The 16,466-nt window shown below is 44.0% G+C and carries 12 protein-coding genes; 3 read left to right on the top strand and 9 right to left on the bottom strand.

Features of this window, described 5'->3' with window-relative positions:
• Window positions 1-48: 48 nt before the first annotated feature.
• Window positions 49-810 carry a DeoR/GlpR family DNA-binding transcription regulator gene (locus LIX84_RS13740; protein WP_005392240.1) on the bottom strand — a complete coding sequence of 254 codons (762 nt, stop codon included), beginning with the start codon at window positions 808-810 and terminating at the stop codon, window positions 49-51.
• 433 nt (window positions 811-1,243) lie between these two features.
• Here LIX84_RS13740 and pykF point away from each other — a divergent pair, with 433 nt between their 5' ends.
• Window positions 1,244-2,656 carry a pyruvate kinase PykF gene (pykF, locus tag LIX84_RS13735; RefSeq protein WP_005392243.1) on the top strand — a complete coding sequence of 471 codons (1,413 nt, stop codon included), beginning with the start codon at window positions 1,244-1,246 and terminating at the stop codon, window positions 2,654-2,656.
• Between the two features lie 157 nt (window positions 2,657-2,813).
• Window positions 2,814-3,500: a GntR family transcriptional regulator gene (locus tag LIX84_RS13730; RefSeq protein ID WP_226421534.1), complete on the top strand. Its 687-nt coding sequence runs from the start codon at window positions 2,814-2,816 to the stop codon at window positions 3,498-3,500.
• Between the two features lie 64 nt (window positions 3,501-3,564).
• Here the strand turns inward: LIX84_RS13730 and LIX84_RS13725 are convergent, their stop codons facing one another.
• From LIX84_RS13725 to LIX84_RS13690, 8 genes are all read right to left on the bottom strand, one after another.
• Window positions 3,565-5,445: a sensor domain-containing diguanylate cyclase gene (locus LIX84_RS13725; RefSeq protein ID WP_226421533.1), complete on the bottom strand. Its 1,881-nt coding sequence runs from the start codon at window positions 5,443-5,445 to the stop codon at window positions 3,565-3,567.
• Between the two features lie 109 nt (window positions 5,446-5,554).
• Window positions 5,555-6,049 carry an acetolactate synthase small subunit gene (gene ilvN / locus LIX84_RS13720; protein WP_005392253.1) on the bottom strand — a complete coding sequence of 165 codons (495 nt, stop codon included), beginning with the start codon at window positions 6,047-6,049 and terminating at the stop codon, window positions 5,555-5,557.
• A 1-nt stretch (window position 6,050) separates the two neighbouring features.
• Window positions 6,051-7,775 (bottom strand): acetolactate synthase 3 large subunit, encoded by a 1,725-nt coding sequence (locus LIX84_RS13715; protein WP_226421532.1) that lies wholly within the window; start codon window positions 7,773-7,775, stop codon window positions 6,051-6,053.
• A gap of 449 nt (window positions 7,776-8,224) precedes the next feature.
• The gene (locus LIX84_RS13710; RefSeq protein ID WP_046874025.1) at window positions 8,225-10,033 is read right to left on the bottom strand and encodes an AMP-dependent synthetase/ligase; all 1,809 of its coding nucleotides are present in this window, start codon (window positions 10,031-10,033) and stop codon (window positions 8,225-8,227) included.
• Window positions 10,034-10,327: 294 nt separating this feature from the next.
• A complete protein-coding gene (gene calR, locus LIX84_RS13705) occupies window positions 10,328-11,287 on the bottom strand; it encodes a LysR family transcriptional regulator CalR (protein ID WP_005379693.1) in 960 nt (319 codons plus the stop codon).
• 556 nt (window positions 11,288-11,843) lie between these two features.
• On the bottom strand, window positions 11,844-12,890 hold the full coding sequence (locus LIX84_RS13700) for an MJ1255/VC2487 family glycosyltransferase (protein ID WP_226421531.1): 1,047 nt from the start codon (window positions 12,888-12,890) through the stop codon (window positions 11,844-11,846).
• A gap of 3 nt (window positions 12,891-12,893) precedes the next feature.
• Complete coding sequence (locus LIX84_RS13695) at window positions 12,894-13,442, bottom strand: phosphatase PAP2 family protein (protein ID WP_226421530.1); 549 nt, start codon at window positions 13,440-13,442, stop codon at window positions 12,894-12,896.
• Window positions 13,443-13,594: 152 nt separating this feature from the next.
• Window positions 13,595-14,392 carry an SH3 domain-containing protein gene (locus LIX84_RS13690; RefSeq protein WP_226421529.1) on the bottom strand — a complete coding sequence of 266 codons (798 nt, stop codon included), beginning with the start codon at window positions 14,390-14,392 and terminating at the stop codon, window positions 13,595-13,597.
• Window positions 14,393-14,906: 514 nt separating this feature from the next.
• Here LIX84_RS13690 and leuA point away from each other — a divergent pair.
• The gene (gene leuA, locus LIX84_RS13685; RefSeq protein WP_006742733.1) at window positions 14,907-16,454 is read left to right on the top strand and encodes a 2-isopropylmalate synthase; all 1,548 of its coding nucleotides are present in this window, start codon (window positions 14,907-14,909) and stop codon (window positions 16,452-16,454) included.
• Window positions 16,455-16,466: the final 12 nt, after the last annotated feature.

Below are 16,466 nucleotides of genomic sequence, written 5' to 3'. Positions count from 1 at the left end.
GCCTGTATTCAGAGGGAAGTGAAATATGAAACTGATTACATTATTAGATTAGGCGCAAATGACTTTCACGCCATGTTGTTCAATCTGTATTTTGTGTTCTTGCTGAATATCAGCATCCGTCACTAGCACATCAATTTGATGCCAAGCGAGCTCTAAATTCGGGATCTTACGACCGATTTTTTCCGATTCGATCATGACGATCACTTCGCGCGACACTTCCGCCATTACCTTACTCAAACCAACCAATTCATTAAATGTTGTGGTGCCGCGTTCGAGGTCGATGCCATCCGCACCGATAAATAGCTGGTCAAAGTCGTAAGCTCGTAACACAGATTCGGCTACTTTGCCTTGAAAAGATTCTGAGTGCGTATCCCAAGTCCCGCCAGTCATCAGCAGTGTTGGTTCGCTCTCTAATTCATTAAGGGCGTTAGCAACATGCAACGAGTTGGTCATGACAACTAAGCCACGTTTGTCATTCAACTGTTGAATCAACGCAGCCGTCGTACTACCACTGTCGATCACGATGCGATTATGGTCTCGAATCAGTGATGCCGCTGCTTTTGCCAAGTTTAGCTTTCGAGTCGAAACATTAGCGCTCAATTCTTCGTGAATGACTTCTGTTGGGATAGCAATCGCACCGCCGTAGCGGCGTAGAAGTTGGCCATTTTTCTCTAAAGAAGCTAAATCCTTTCTAATCGTGACCTCTGAGGTTTCGAATTTCTGAGCGAGTTCGTCAACGCTGACTTCTCCTAGCTCAGAAACCAAGTTAGAAATGGCGTGTCTTCTTAGTTGAGTGTTTCGTTTCGACATTTACGTTTTGAATTTAAGTTTCGATGTGAAACTTATTATAGTCAAACCGAAACTTTCAAGTCCATTTATTTCGATCCAAAAAATTAATATTTCTCGATAAAACCTTGTCCTAAGACAATTCTTAAACAGTGATATTGGATTCATTCAGTGGTAGAATTCGCCACCGAAAAGAAAAAAAATTACAGAATTGAAGGCTATTTTTTTGCAACTTTCTGCATATAAAGTGGGATTAGTCACAAAAAGGTAACCAAAATCGCCGATCTTTTAGTCATAAAATGACTAAACTTGGTGAAAGACTTTCAGAATCTGAAGTACTGATAATGAGGCGAAAAATCGGTGGGTGACAGGCACTAAATGTCATCAATAACGCCCTAACTTCAGAGTAAACAACCGACTTTCAAATTGTAACTATACTTACCGGAGAGTATCTTCCATGAAAAAGACCAAAATCGTATGTACGATTGGCCCTAAAACTGAATCTGTAGAGAAGCTAACTGAGCTAGTGAACGCAGGCATGAACGTAATGCGTCTTAACTTCTCTCACGGTGACTACGAAGAACACGGCACTCGTATCGCGAACTTCCGTAAAGTAATGGAAGCTACTGGCAAACCACTAGCAATTCTTCTAGATACTAAAGGTCCAGAAATCCGCACTATTAAGCTAGAAGGCGGTAACGACGTTGATCTAGTAGCTGGTCAAGAATTCACTTTCACAACTGACACTTCAGTTGTAGGTAACAAAGATAAAGTTGCAGTAACTTACGCAGGTTTCGCAGCAGACCTAAACGTAGGTAACACTATCCTAGTCGACGACGGTCTAATCGAGATGGAAGTTATCTCTAAGACTGAAACAGAAGTTAAATGTAAAGTACTTAACAACGGTGCACTAGGCGAGAACAAAGGTGTTAACCTTCCTGGCGTTTCTGTAAACCTACCAGCTCTATCTGAAAAAGATAAGAACGACCTTAAATTCGGTTGTGAGCAAGGCGTTGACTTCGTAGCAGCTTCTTTCATCCGTAAAGCTTCTGACGTTCAAGAAATCCGTGAAGTTCTAGCGGCAAACGGCGGCGAGAACATCCACATCATCTCTAAGATCGAAAACCAAGAAGGTGTTGATAACTTCGACGAGATCCTAGAGCTTTCTGACGGCATCATGGTTGCTCGTGGTGACCTAGGTGTTGAAATCCCAGCTGAAGAAGTAATCTTCGCTCAGAAAATGATGATCGAGAAGTGTAACCGTGCACGTAAGATGGTTATCACTGCAACTCAAATGCTTGATTCTATGATCAACAACCCACGTCCTACTCGTGCGGAAGCAGGCGACGTTGCTAACGCGGTAATGGACGGTACTGACGCAGTAATGCTTTCTGGTGAAACAGCGAAAGGTAAGTACCCAGTTGAAGCGGTAACTATCATGGCTCAAATCGCGAACCGTACTGATTCAGCTCTAAAAGCTGAGCTAGGTTCTCGTCTAGACAGCCCACGTCTACGTATCACTGAAGCAGTATGTAAAGGCGCAGTAGACACAGCTGAGAAACTGGCTGCTCCACTTATCGTTGTTGCAACTGAAGGTGGTAAATCTGCACGTTCAGTACGTAAATACTTCCCAACTGCAAACATCCTAGCACTAACAACAAACAAGAAAACAGCAGCACAACTTGTTCTAACTAAAGGTGTGACGCCAGTTGTTGTTGATTCTATCGAAAGCACTGACGCATTCTACGTAGCAGGTAAAGAGCTTGCTCTAGAATCTGGTCTAGGTAACAAAGGCGACATCGTAGTGATGGTTTCTGGTGCTCTAGTCGCTTCAGGCACTACGAACACAGCTTCTGTACACGTACTATAAGACTGAATTTTTCATACTTCAGTTGATTGATAAAGAGGGCTTATGCCCTCTTTTTTTATATGGCTTTCTTGCTCTAATAATAGCCTAACTGTATCATTCACCATGCGCAGAATTGCGTACTGTTTAATTTTGTCGTCACGATTAAAATTTCTATGAGGTGTATGTGTCCAGTCCCACTCTTACCGACAAAGTATCAAAAATGATCCGTCAGGATATTCTCGATGGCGTGCTTAAACCGGGTCAAAAACTCGTGGTTGCGGAACTCAAAGAGAAGTACAACGTAGGAGCGTCACCCATTCGCGAAGCTTTGGTGCAGTTATCGTGGAGCAAATACGTCAAACTCGAGCCGCAAAAAGGCTGCTGGGTTGCACCTGTATGTAAAGATGAGTTGAATGACTTGTACGAGAGCCTACAAATGGTCTCTGCATGCCTACTAAATAAAGCAATTGTGATTGGCGATGAAAATTGGGAACTGGACGTCCTAACCGCTTATCACAAGTTATCCCGCTCTAAATCTGGCGAAAGCTTTTGCTGGAAGGAATGGGAAGAGCGCCATAATCAGTTTCTTACTGCGCTGTTTGAAGGCGCTGGCTCTGCCAATATGTTTGGGTTTTTCCGCGATCTACTCACGCAAGTTAAGCGTTACCAATATTTTGCTATGCAAATGTTAGGTACTGGAAACCCAGGGCACTGTAATATCGATGAGCAAGAAATGCTGATGAAGACGTCGTTAGATAAAAAGAGCCAGGATGCTTTAGGTTATCTAGAGCGTTATTTGAGACAGTCAATGCAGTGTATCGAAGCGGCCATCGACAACCAATATCGCATACTGGCTAGCGAATAACGCTGAGGCTAAAATAAGCATAAAAATCGGGGTCTATCCCCGATTTTTTGTTTTTGAAAAAGAGCTAAGCAATATCATCGAAACTATGACATAGTGATACGCAGTTACGCCCTGCACTTTTGGATTCATACAAGGCAATATCAGCACATTTATAAGTGCGCGTGCGATCGGAGGTTAAATCACTATACCCGGCGCTAACGGTAATCGCTCTATCACTGCGCAGTTGAACCGCCACACGTAACCGGTTCAATACAACTTCTGCTTCTTCGAGCGTGGTGTGCGGCATGATCACCGCAAACTCCTCACCACCGACACGAGACACAAAGTCAGTACTGCGCACCTCTTTAAGAAGAGTCTCAGCGACACTGCAAATCACTTTGTCCCCTTCATCGTGCCCAAGTTCATCGTTAATGCGCTTAAAGTGGTCAATATCAAACAACGCCAAACATGCAGGGGGACTGTCAGGATAACGCTCAATAATCCCGGCATATTGCGCTAATTGCTCTTCAAATTTTCGACGGTTCCACAAGCCCGTCAAACCGTCTTTTTCACTGAGGTTGCGTAGCTTTTCTTCCAGCTCTTTTTGCTCGGAAATATCCACCAGCGACGTGATGTAATAGCTTACTTTACCTGACTTGGTTAAGTTTGCCTGAATGCGCATAATGGCGGTAAATACGTGATTAAACTTGGTTCGACAACGAACCTCACCTTCCCAAACGTGCTCGTTCGCAAGCTTATTCCAAATATTGAGGGTCGACTCGAGATCTTCCGGTAAGAAAATTAGATTATGCGCATTCCAGCCTTGAGTATGCTTGGTTGAATAGCCCATCATGTTTTCAAACTCTTGGTTCACCATAATGATTCGATGCGACGCATCTGAGATCATCACCGCAGTCATGCCATCAAGTGCAGCCCGAGCTAACTTCGATTCCATACTATGACGTCGATAGTGCAGGGCCAACGCGGTCGTTGGTAAAGTAAAACCAAACACCAAACTTAATACAAAAAACGCTTCTTGGATTAAGTCATCAATATCTCGCTGAGATCGAGATAGTAATTGCTCATTCGTGAGATCAATCACTAGATGAAGTGGTTCACTAGAAACAAATTGGATCGTGCTATACGCTATCAAATTCGAGCCGTTGTACTCATAGCCCGAAACTTCTGAGATCATCGTGCGCCAAATGTTGGGGTACATCCGGCCAAAATTAAATTGAGAACGAGCTGGAATAATGTTGCCGTACAAGCGTGATGACTTAGGACTCGCGATATAAAAGCCATCACTTTTAATTAACTCAATATGAAAATCCCGCACCGGTGAGTAGTTGAGTCGAGAAGATAAATACTCAATATCAACATTAAGAACAAGATACCCTTCGCGTTTCCCATTGAGAGAAATCGGCATCATAATACGCAATGAAGGGCTATAAGGGTAAACAAGCTCACCATTTTCCCGCTCCAGCTCAATCCCCCACGACGCAATTTCATCATTACCTAAACCTTGCGCGTAATGAAAATAATCCCGCTCTGACTTGTCATGTAATTTGAGGGCGGGTGCAGCGATACCCGTTTTGAAATCGTAATTAATCCGTGCTTTTTCCTGACCGGTAACATCAAGAAAACGAATTTGTTTATATAGCTTTTGGTTGATCGCAACCGAGATCCACATATCTTCTAAGATAGAAAGGTTGACCCGGTTCGGCTGACGTAGATAGTCGTAAAGACTTTGGCTGTGACCGAGAAGATCGCTGATCGTCTCAATTTGATCCTGAATATTGTTGTATTCGCGACCAGTATAAGCCAGTTGGTGTAATGCTTCTTGAGCGGTATTCTCAACGTTACTCTCTAATAACGTCAGATATTTCTGATAATAGTAAACTGCAGTGAGCGCACTAAAAAATAGTGCTGTCGCCAACAATGTGCCGACTCGCTTAGGTATTTTCACGCGTCTACTGCCTATAATGCTTACTAAAACGACAATTATATCATTAATTGTTATTTTCTAAACAAAAAGCCACTTAGATTAAGTGGCTTTTCTATATGCAGTTAGATGGCTAAGGTTTGAGTGCGCGCTCACCTCGGGCAATGCCCACTACCCCACTACGAGCAACTTCGACGACTTCAGTTACTTCAGATATCGCTTGAATGAAGGCATCCAACTTTTCACTCGTGCCCGCAAGTTGTACAGTGTATTGAGCAGCAGTGACATCCACGATCTGGCCACGGAAGATGTCTGCCGTCCGTTTCACTTCTGCTCGCGCAAAACCGCTGGCTTTCACTTTCACCATCATCAGTTCACGTTCGATGTGCTCATACTCGGTGACTTCTTGTACTTTCAGCACATCGATCAATTTGTGTAACTGCTTCTGAATTTGCTCCAACTGCATCTCATCAGACGTCGTGGTAATGTTCATTCGCGAAAGCGTTTCATCATCTGTCGGTGATACCGTCAAAGATTCAATGTTGTAACCACGTTGAGAGAACAAACCAACAACACGAGACAACGCACCCGGTTGGTTTTCCAATAGCAGTGAAATAATGTGTCTCATGTTAAGTTCTCTCCGTTTTGCTTAGCCACATTTTATCCATACCCTCACCTTTGATTTGCATCGGGTATACGTGTTCGGTTTCGTCTACGTTGATGTCCACAAACACCAGACGATCTTTCATATTCAACGCTTTTTGTAGCCCTTCTTCGAGCTGATCAGGCGTTTCGATACGAATACCGACGTGACCATAAGCTTCTGCAATCGCTGCAAAATCAGGAACAGAACTCATGTAAGAATTAGAGTGACGACCTTGATAAATAATGTCTTGCCACTGTTTTACCATGCCTAAGAAGCGGTTGTTTAGGTTGATGATCTTCACTGGAATGTCGTATTGCATGGCTGTCGAAAGCTCTTGGATATTCATTTGAATACTGCCATCGCCCGTAACAACCACGACTTCTTCTTGTGGCATGGCAAACTTAACACCCATACCAGCCGGAAGGCCAAATCCCATAGTGCCCAATCCACCCGAGTTTACCCAACGGCGCGGCTTATTGAATGGGTAGTACAGCGCCGCAAACATCTGATGCTGGCCCACATCAGACGCCACATACGCGTCGCCATTAGTTAGCTTGTGCAGCGTTTCAATTACTTGCTGTGGCTTGATTCGTTCTGGAGACGTTTCATAAGACAAGCAGTTGCGGTCACGCCACACTTGAATGTCATCCCACCATGCGGTGATAGCATCTTGATCATTTTCACTACCTTGCTCTGCAAGCAGCCCGAGCATGGTTGTCAGCACTTTTTCCGCAGAACCTACGATCGGCAAATCCACTTTCACGTTTTTCGAGATCGATGACGGATCGATATCAATATGCATCACTTTTGCGTTTGGGCAGTACTTTTCAAGGTTGTTGGTTGTACGGTCATCAAAACGCACACCGATACCAAAAATAAGATCCGCTTCATGCATTGCCATATTAGCTTCGTAAGTGCCGTGCATACCCAACATGCCCAGTGAGTTTTTATGTGTACCCGGGAATGCCCCCAAGCCCATCAAAGTACTCACTACTGGTAGGTTCAGTTTGTCGGAAAGCTCTAAAATATGTTCATGGGCGCCAGAAATCACTGCACCACCACCGATATAAAGCACTGGTTTTTTCGCTTCTAATAGCGATTTAAGCGCTTTTTTAATCTGGCCTTTATGGCCCGAAGTTGTCGGCTTGTAAGAGCGCATTGAAAGCGTTTCTGGATATTGATAAGGCAGTTTGATTTGCGGGTTCATTACATCTTTTGGCAAATCAATCACAACTGGACCAGGTCGACCTGTGGTCGCGATATAAAACGCTTTTTTGATTGTTTCAGGAATATCTTCAGCTTTTTTCACTAAAAAGCTGTGTTTGACCACTGGGCGAGAGACACCAACGATGTCACATTCTTGGAAAGCATCATTACCAATTAGGCTATTAGGTACGTTACCCGAGATAACGATCATTGGGATGGAGTCCATATAAGCCGTGGCAATACCAGTAATGGTATTGGTCGCGCCCGGACCTGAACATACCAGTACGACACCCGGTTTACCGGTAGCGCGAGCGTAACCATCTGCCATATGAGTGGCGGCTTGCTCATGCCTTACAAGTACGTGTTTGATTTGATCGGTTTTGGCATGCAGTGCATCGTAGATATCCAAAACGGAGCCACCTGGGTAGCCAAAGATCTGCTCTACGTGCTCTTCTATCAGAGATTGAACCACCATCTCTGCGCCTGACAACATTGCTGTCATAATTGCTCTCCTTAGCCAGTTTCCTCACCGTAAGGTCAACGGATTGGTCTGGTTTTACATAGTCTAGGTCTTATTCGTAGCCTAATCGAAATACTTCCACGTTTTCGGCTATGTCTTGCGTTCGTCATAACATCCCGCAAGGTTACCCAACAAATGTAACGTTTTATTATCAACGGGTCTAATGAGAGATTGGTCTACTTTTTAAACAAGATGCTAGTAATTAGAATGTTAGTAGGAATAGCAGCCACACATACCTTATTTCACAGTACAACCTAAAAATTTAACGTTCAAAAAAAGAACATTATTTCAGAACCTTTTAAGTATAGGGTGCTAAATAGCTGTATTTGGTGAGCAAAATAGAAAGAATCAACACAAACAAAAATCCCCAGCAATGCGCAATAACATCACTGGGGATTTTTTCATCAATATAAAATCTAAGTCAGCTTAAGTTACTTTTTCTCTGACTTTTCCTTATACATTTCTTCAATTTCATCTTGGTATTTGTCATTGATGACTTTACGACGCAGTTTTTGAGTTGGCGTTAACTCACCATCATCCATAGAGAAAGCTCTTGGTAACAGTTTAAACTTCTTCACCTGTTCAAACTTTGCCAACTCTTTTTGGAGATCGTTAACACGCTTCTCAAGCATTTCGACCACTTGGTGATGCTTAATCAATTCAACGCGATCGTGATACTTGATATTCAGCTCTTTCGCATACTCTTCAAGAGAATCAAAACACGGCACAATCAGCGCCGAGACAAACTTACGCGTATCCGCGATAACCGCGATTTGCTCGATGAAGTGGTCTTTACCAATCGCACCTTCAATCATTTGTGGAGCGATGTATTTACCACCTGAAGTTTTCATCAACTCTTTGATACGATCAGTGATGAACAGGTTGCCATTTTCATCAATGTAACCCGCATCGCCAGTTTTTAGGAAACCGTGCTCATCAAAGGTCTTTTCGGTCTCTTCTGGCATTTTGTAATAGCCACGCATCACCATTGGACCACGCACCAGAATCTCGTTGTTCTCACCGATCTTCACTTGCGCGCCAGGCATCGACATACCAATAGAGTCTGGGTTAAAGCACTTATCATCCCAACACGATACTGTCGCCGTGGTTTCAGTCATGCCGTAACCTAACTTCACATTGATACCAATCGCGTGGAAGAATCGGCCTATGGTTTCATCTAACTTTGCACCGCCACACGGCATAAAGTTGATTTGTCCACCAAGTAACGCTCGCAGCTTGCTCAGAACCAATTTATCCGCCAGGGCATATGACTTGCGCAGCATGAGCGATGGCTGACGTTTTTCTTGATGACAAGCGGCCATTTTTGCGCCCATGTTCACAGCCCAAGTAAACATGATCTTGCGATGAATTGGCGCGCGAGACACTTTCTCGTGAATCGCAGAGAAGATCTTCTCATAGAAGCGCGGCACGGCACACATCACGGTAGGTTGCACTTGGCTCAGTGCATCACGCACCTGCATGGTGTCTTGCAAATAGCAGTTGGTCGCCCCTTTGTACAACACATAAAAGGTCCAAGCGCGTTCAAATACGTGTGACAGCGGAAGGAAACACAATGACACATCACTTTGAGAAAGGCTCAAACGTTGATCGTGCCCTTCCAATTGCGCCGCAATGTTTGCGTAGTCCAACATGACACCCTTTGGTTGGCCTGTTGTGCCCGAGGTGTAGATCAGCGTAAGTAGATCATCTTCCTTTGCTTGCTCTAAACGTGCGTCTAATTCAACTTGGTATGTGGTATCGCCTTTGGCGACAAATGCTTGCCAAGAGATAACGAAATCATGCTCGCCAAGTTCGATATCATCAGACATGGCAACAATGAGCTCTAACTGCTCGCACTGGTCGAAAATGCTCACTGCTGCGTCAAATTGTGGCTGCTCACCAACAAACAGCACTTTGACGTCTGCGTTGTCAATGATGTACGCCGACTGAGCGGCGGTATTGGTTGGGTAAATAGGTACTGTTACGCCGCGTAGTTGTAGCGCTGCAATATCAGCAATCGTCCATTGCGGCATGTTGTTCGAGAAAATGCCGATTTTATCTTGGACTCCTAATCCCTGAGCCAAAAGTGCAAGTGATAAAGCATCAACTTGCTGACCAAATTGCGTCCACGTAATACCTTGCCATTCCTCACCCACTTTATGCTTGAGTGCAACGCGTGTACCACCGTTCGCAATTTGTTCACGAATACGTTTAACGATATGAAAATCTAACTTGGCCATTCTTTTACTTACCTTTTGGCTTACAGGCGTAAGCTAATTGAGCGAACAAGTGTACTCACGGCTTGCTAAAACGCAACTGACCAGTATCAAACTTATCACTAATAAGAGACAACTATCACTTATACGTCGCGAACATACCCAAAACTGCTGAATGATTACTCTATTTAACTTACTGTTTCGATTGTTGATTGCTAAAACAAAAAGCCCCGAGAGACAAAAAATCTCTCGGGGACCAATGAATTGTAAAAATTGATTATTACCAATATGGTCTTAACCGATAAGACCAAACGTCATCTATTTTGCGGCAACCACTTCACCACAAGTGATCATCAGTTGATCGCGCAGCCAAATGTGGCCTTTATCTTTTTCACTTGATTCATGCCAGCTTAAGAAGCCGCTGATTTCCTTGTTTGCAAATGGGAAGTCTAGAATTTGCAGCTGATCGCTGTTTACCGCATTTTCTGCCATCCAACGTGGCGCGATAGTCACAAGCTCAGATTGACCCACCACATATAGTAGGTTGCTTAGACTAGAGCCTTCGTACGCGGCTTGGCAATCCAGTTCACGATATGCTTGTTCTGAGAAGCTGCGTTGACCGTGCACTTTCGATAACTTCGCATGTTTTTCGTTAAGCAGTTGCTCGGCCGTTACACCACCTTGAATGCGTGGGTGTGTTTTTGACGCGATAACCACTAATTCATCTTTGAAAATTTCAGTACTTGAGAAACCTTGCTCATCAAAGCGAGCATAATCGATCACGAAATCAATTTCTTGATAGCGCATACGCTCAGACAAAAGACGGTCAAATTCTGCATCTAGGTGAAGCTGAACGTTTGGTGCTTGTTGATTCACTTTTGCCATGATCTTCGGAGCAAAACGCATGTCACAAGGGCTGCAAATCGCCAACTTAAATAAGCGAGTCGAAGATTCTGGTTGGAATACGGAGCTAGGAAGTTCATTACGAATCAGCTGTAATGCTTGGCGAATTGGGCCAAACAACTGACGAGCGCGTTGCGTTGGCTGAATACCACGGCCCTGACGCATAAAGAGCTCGTCGTTAAACATCACTTTTAGGCGTGCCACGGCATTACTTACTGCTGGCTGAGACATGCCTAAGTTATGTGCTGCACGAGTAATATTTTGCTCTTGCATCACAGCATCAAATACAGTCAGTAGGTTTAAATCTACACCACGCAAAGTGCTTTCCATACGGTAGCTAGCAATTGCGCTCATCGCATCTTTCTTCTCTAACATTGAGTGCGCCTCTTTTGTAATCGTCAACTTTGTTCATTAAATTCATAACGAATAGAATCCCATCTCGCACAAAAGACGGCGGCTGGATTCGAATCATTTTACGAATAGATAACCTAACTTTTTATTATATTTGCCGTCCGGATACTTCCGGCTCGAACTGTACTATCAACTAATCGATTGCGGTTTCGCAACTAGATTGATATTTAATCAGTAAATTTTAGCCGATTAGGTATTTATCCTTTAAATAACAATGGCTTGATAAAAACATAAAAAACTATAAAACACGTAAAAGCGCATTCTTTGAGGAAGTATTTAGCAAATTGATGAGACGGATGGTCACCACACGCATGCATTTACCTCAGTTATTAGTCGAGAACAAACCAACAGATAACGACTATATCTCTGAGTGAAATTTGCACTTATCAGTCAAATTATCAGCAAATACACATTGAATAGAAATGAAAGAGAAAGAATAAAAATGCAGCCTTCTAGATTGAAAGGCTGCAACAAAATCGTGTCAAAAATAGGAAGGAACAATGTACTTAGAACAACGTACTTAAATGTTCGACACGTAACTTGGGAAATCAACTTGCTCCCACAACTGTTTGGATAACTCCGCTTGTGAATCCCACGCGCCTTGCAATACCCAATGGACAATGGCCTGAGCAACATCTGGGTATTTCACACTTTCGGCTTGTTGCTCCTTTAGCCACTGGCGTACTGCGGAAATGTCTAAGCTCTCCATCGACATCGCAAGTCCTAAGTCTTCTAAGGTCGCGACATTGCTTTGTTGCTCAAACTGACCTGCGAGTGGCTTAAGCAATAATTTTTTCCCTAGAGACAGAGCTTCCGAAGGGAGCTCAAATCCACCATTGGCAATGACACCACTACACCGATGCAAATGATGCTGAAAGTTGCTGTGGCATAAAGGGCGTAATTCTATGTTTTCCACTTGCTCACATTCGATCACATCGGGGTGATAACAGATGAACACTTGCTGGTTAAAATGGAACAGTAAATCCGAGATGTCTTCAATGGATTCGAACGGTAGATACACCAAAACAAAATCATCATTTTCTGCTTGGCTATCGACGGTATGCACTATCGGTGGTAGCAAAGGTTGATCAAAATGATGCCAATGCAAACCAAGGTGGTATTGAGAAGGCGCAAAGTATTCAATGACGGATTTGTCTAACCAACTCGCTCCCTTTAACGGCACTGGATAACGGAAAGCATTTTGATGACTGATACCAATCGACGGCTTATTTTGTTGTTTTGCCGCCCATGCCGTAACAGGCTCGAAATCATTGAGCACGAGATCATAGGACGACAAATCAAGCTGTTTAACTTCTTTGCAAAATTGCACCAAATTGTTACTCAATGCTGTTTTCGCATAGTTCACTGAACCTTTTTCAGTGATAAAGGTGAAGCCTCGGCGAGTCTGATAATCGCCAAACGCTTCCATTGAAAAGTACTTTTCAGGCGCTCGTCCAGAAAACAAAAAGTCGACCTCAACATCGTGCTCTTTAAACGCATGACTCATCGCCCTCGCACGCGCAATATGTCCGTTTCCTGTACCTTGAACACCGTATAAGATTTTCATCAATTAACCTCCCAGCATCGCAATCGCTAATCCACCACAAAAGCTACCTAGCAGTGCACCAATGATGACATCGGTAAAAAAGTGCACCCCCAATAAGATTCGCGCAGTTCCGATTAAACTTGCCCAAAAGAATGCTGCAATACCTAAACTTGGATAGAAGTGCTCAATCAGCGTCGCCATCACGAACGCTGCAGCGGTATGTCCTGAAGGCAGGCTATAGCGATCAGATGGGGTAATAAAAGCAGGAAGGAGTGCACTGAGTTCTTCAGGGCGACGACGCTTAAAACTGTTTTTCAGCGTCCAATAAATTGGCAACTCGATAGCAAAAGCAAGTAAACCCGCCAGTAAAAACCAGACTCCCTGCTCTTTATCTAAATACCAAGCTAATAAACCTAGCACCAAGTACAGATGTCCGTCACCACTGTGGGAGACTCCTTTACTGATGTTGGCAACTTGCTGATTAAAACGGTGCTTAAGACAAACACTAGAGAGCGCTAAATCAAACTTAGCAATGGTTGCAATTGGCTGTGTAATTGTCTCTATGGTTCGCATGTGGCCTTTCCTTACTTTGACAACGCCGTTGTGTGAAAAGTAGGAGGTTTAGGTGACAACTGCATGACGGGAGTTTGGACAATTAATGACAAATGCCAAATTAGAGTGTGCCCAATAATCTATCTATTGAGCACAATCATAGGAGAGATCTATTAAGAAGGGTTTGCTTGCTGCGGTTGAGGCGTATCGATATACCAGACTTTTCTCTTCTTACGACAGGCGCGCAAAGAGCCAATCGTCATGTCGCCATCTTTTGTCAGCTCGTAGCTAAGGGAGCGGCAAGTGTAATTTCCTGACAGTTCATGCTCTATACCCGTTTGCTCAGTTGTGCTCGAAACAGACTCTAAAAGAGGATTAGGCTGTGTCGATAGAATGTCACGATTTACCACATTGCTGCGCGCATAATCCTTATGGACGTAACCTTTTATCACGCCTTTCTGTTCAACGAGAAACCAAGGTTGATCCACCACTTTTGCCAACACATTAAAAACTTCCCCTTTCGATAACACGCCAAGCTTTTCTCCTTCTAGGCTCGGCTTGGATCGCAGGTTTAATGTGGTCTTAGAGCGATAGGAGACATCCATAAACTCAACGGGGTTTGAGGTATCCACACCGTCAGCAGTTGGTCGGAAGACTTCCGCTTGTTGTTTCTCACTAGGTTGCACTCGGATCTTCCACCACGAATAGGTTTCCGGATCTTTGCCTTTAAATTTATCTCGACTGTCCGACTCAAGAGCAACGAGCATTTGATTCAAAAACGACTCACGTCCCTCGTAGCTCAAGAATCGATCCATTTGATCATTAATCACCATGACACTCTGAGAGTGATCATTAATAGCAACAGGGGAAACCTCTGCCATATAGGTTTGAGATTGAAACAGCTGACAACCCGATAAGCTGACCAGAGTAATTACTGCGGCTGAACGTCCAAATTGTTTTGCTAACCTCATTATTCCTTAACCCTTCTTTTTACCTAGTGCAACTGCACTACTATAAATGGTCATTCAAAACTTTTGCCAAACAATTCGGGCCTTTGTGTGACAAGTCGCAATCCCAATGTTTGTTTTGGTAATGAAACGTCGCAAACTTGATGAGAACTTGCCTCTTCTAGCACGTTTCTATCGCACCATGCAGTTTCACTTAGCGCATCATTTTTCTCGAGTAAATGAAAAGACTCATCCGATATGAATAAAAAATCGACTTTAGGGTTGACGCGCTCCATGGAGTGCGGTACTAATTTGTTAACTTAATTATGTGGAAAGCTTAACAACTATGTCAGCTCATTTTTCTATTCTGCTTAGCCTCCTCCTGATCGTGACCAGTTCGCGCGGGTAGGCTGTGGAAGAAAAATAACCACACCAATTTCTAAGAACCCGCATGAGAATGCGGGTTTTTTTATATCTAAATACTGGAAGTAAACGATTAACTTGCACGTAAAGTGCAGAAATCAGGAAGGAAGCAAACATGAACGATCAGGTCATTATATTCGACACCACATTGCGTGATGGCGAGCAAGCGTTGTCAGCAAGCTTGACGGTTAAAGAAAAACTGCAAATTGCCTATGCGCTGGAAAGACTCGGCGTTGATGTTATCGAAGCTGGCTTCCCAATCTCTTCACCAGGTGATTTCGAGTCGGTACAAACCATTGCAAAAAACATCAAAAACAGTCGAGTTTGTGCCCTTTCGCGTGCCGTTGCGAAAGATATTGATGCCGCCGCTGAAGCATTAAAAGTGGCCGACCAATTCCGTATTCACACGTTTTTAGCCACTTCCACCATTCACGTAGAAGACAAACTACGCCGCAGCTACGACGATGTACTTGAAATGGCGGTCAACGCCGTTAAACATGCGCGTAACTACACCGATGATGTCGAGTTTTCTTGTGAAGATGCAGGTCGTACTCCTATCGACAACCTATGTCGCATGGTAGAAGCTGCCATCAATGCAGGTGCGAGCACAATCAACATTCCAGATACCGTTGGCTACACAGTACCAAGCGAGTTTGGTGGCATTATTCAAACCCTTTTCAACCGCGTTCCAAACATTGATAAAGCGATCATCTCCGTTCACTGTCACGACGACTTGGGGATGTCAGTTGCCAACTCTATTGCCGCCGTTCAAGCCGGCGCACGTCAGATAGAAGGCACCATCAATGGCATTGGTGAGCGAGCAGGTAACTGTTCTCTTGAAGAGATCGCAATGATCATCAAGACGCGTCAAGAGTTCTTGGGTGTTCACACTGGCATCAAACATGATGAAATTCACCGCACCAGTAAATTGGTGAGCCAATTATGCAACATGCCAATTCAGAGCAACAAAGCGATTGTGGGCGCGAATGCCTTTAGTCACTCTTCAGGTATCCACCAGGATGGCATGTTAAAGAATAAGAATACCTACGAAATCATGACCCCTGAGTCGATTGGCCTTAAAAACCAAGCACTAAACCTAACCAGCCGTAGTGGTCGCGCAGCCGTGAAGAGTCACATGGATACCATGGGATACAACGAGGACGAGTACAACCTAGACGCTCTATACGCGGACTTCTTGAAACTTGCCGACCGCAAAGGCCAAGTGTTCGATTACGATCTAGAGGCTCTAATGCACTTCTCGAACCTGCGTGAAGAAGATGACTTCTACAAACTGAACTACCTAAGCGTGCAATCGGGCAGCGTAATGGCCACCACCAGCATCAAAATGCAATGTGGCGATGAAGAAATGTGTGAAGCGGCAGTCGGTAATGGCCCAGTTGATGCGCTATACCAATGTATCTACCGCGTGACAGGCTACGACATCGTACTGGATAAATTCGACCTAACCGCGAAAGGCGAAGGTGAAGATGGTTTGGGTCAAGCTGACATCATTGCCAACTACAAAGGTCGTAAATACCACGGTACAGGCGTTTCCACCGATATCGTTGAAGCTTCCGGCCAAGCACTATTGCACGTTATTAATAGCATCCACCGTGCAGACAAAATCGAAGAAATGAAGCAGAAAAAGATTGCGACTGTGTAATAACAACCAGGC

Origin of the sequence: Vibrio sp. E14 (genome assembly GCF_020515785.1) — a bacterium.
GTDB classification, from domain to species: domain Bacteria; phylum Pseudomonadota; class Gammaproteobacteria; order Enterobacterales; family Vibrionaceae; genus Vibrio; species Vibrio diabolicus.
This window is presented reverse-complemented; position numbering and strand designations above follow the sequence as displayed.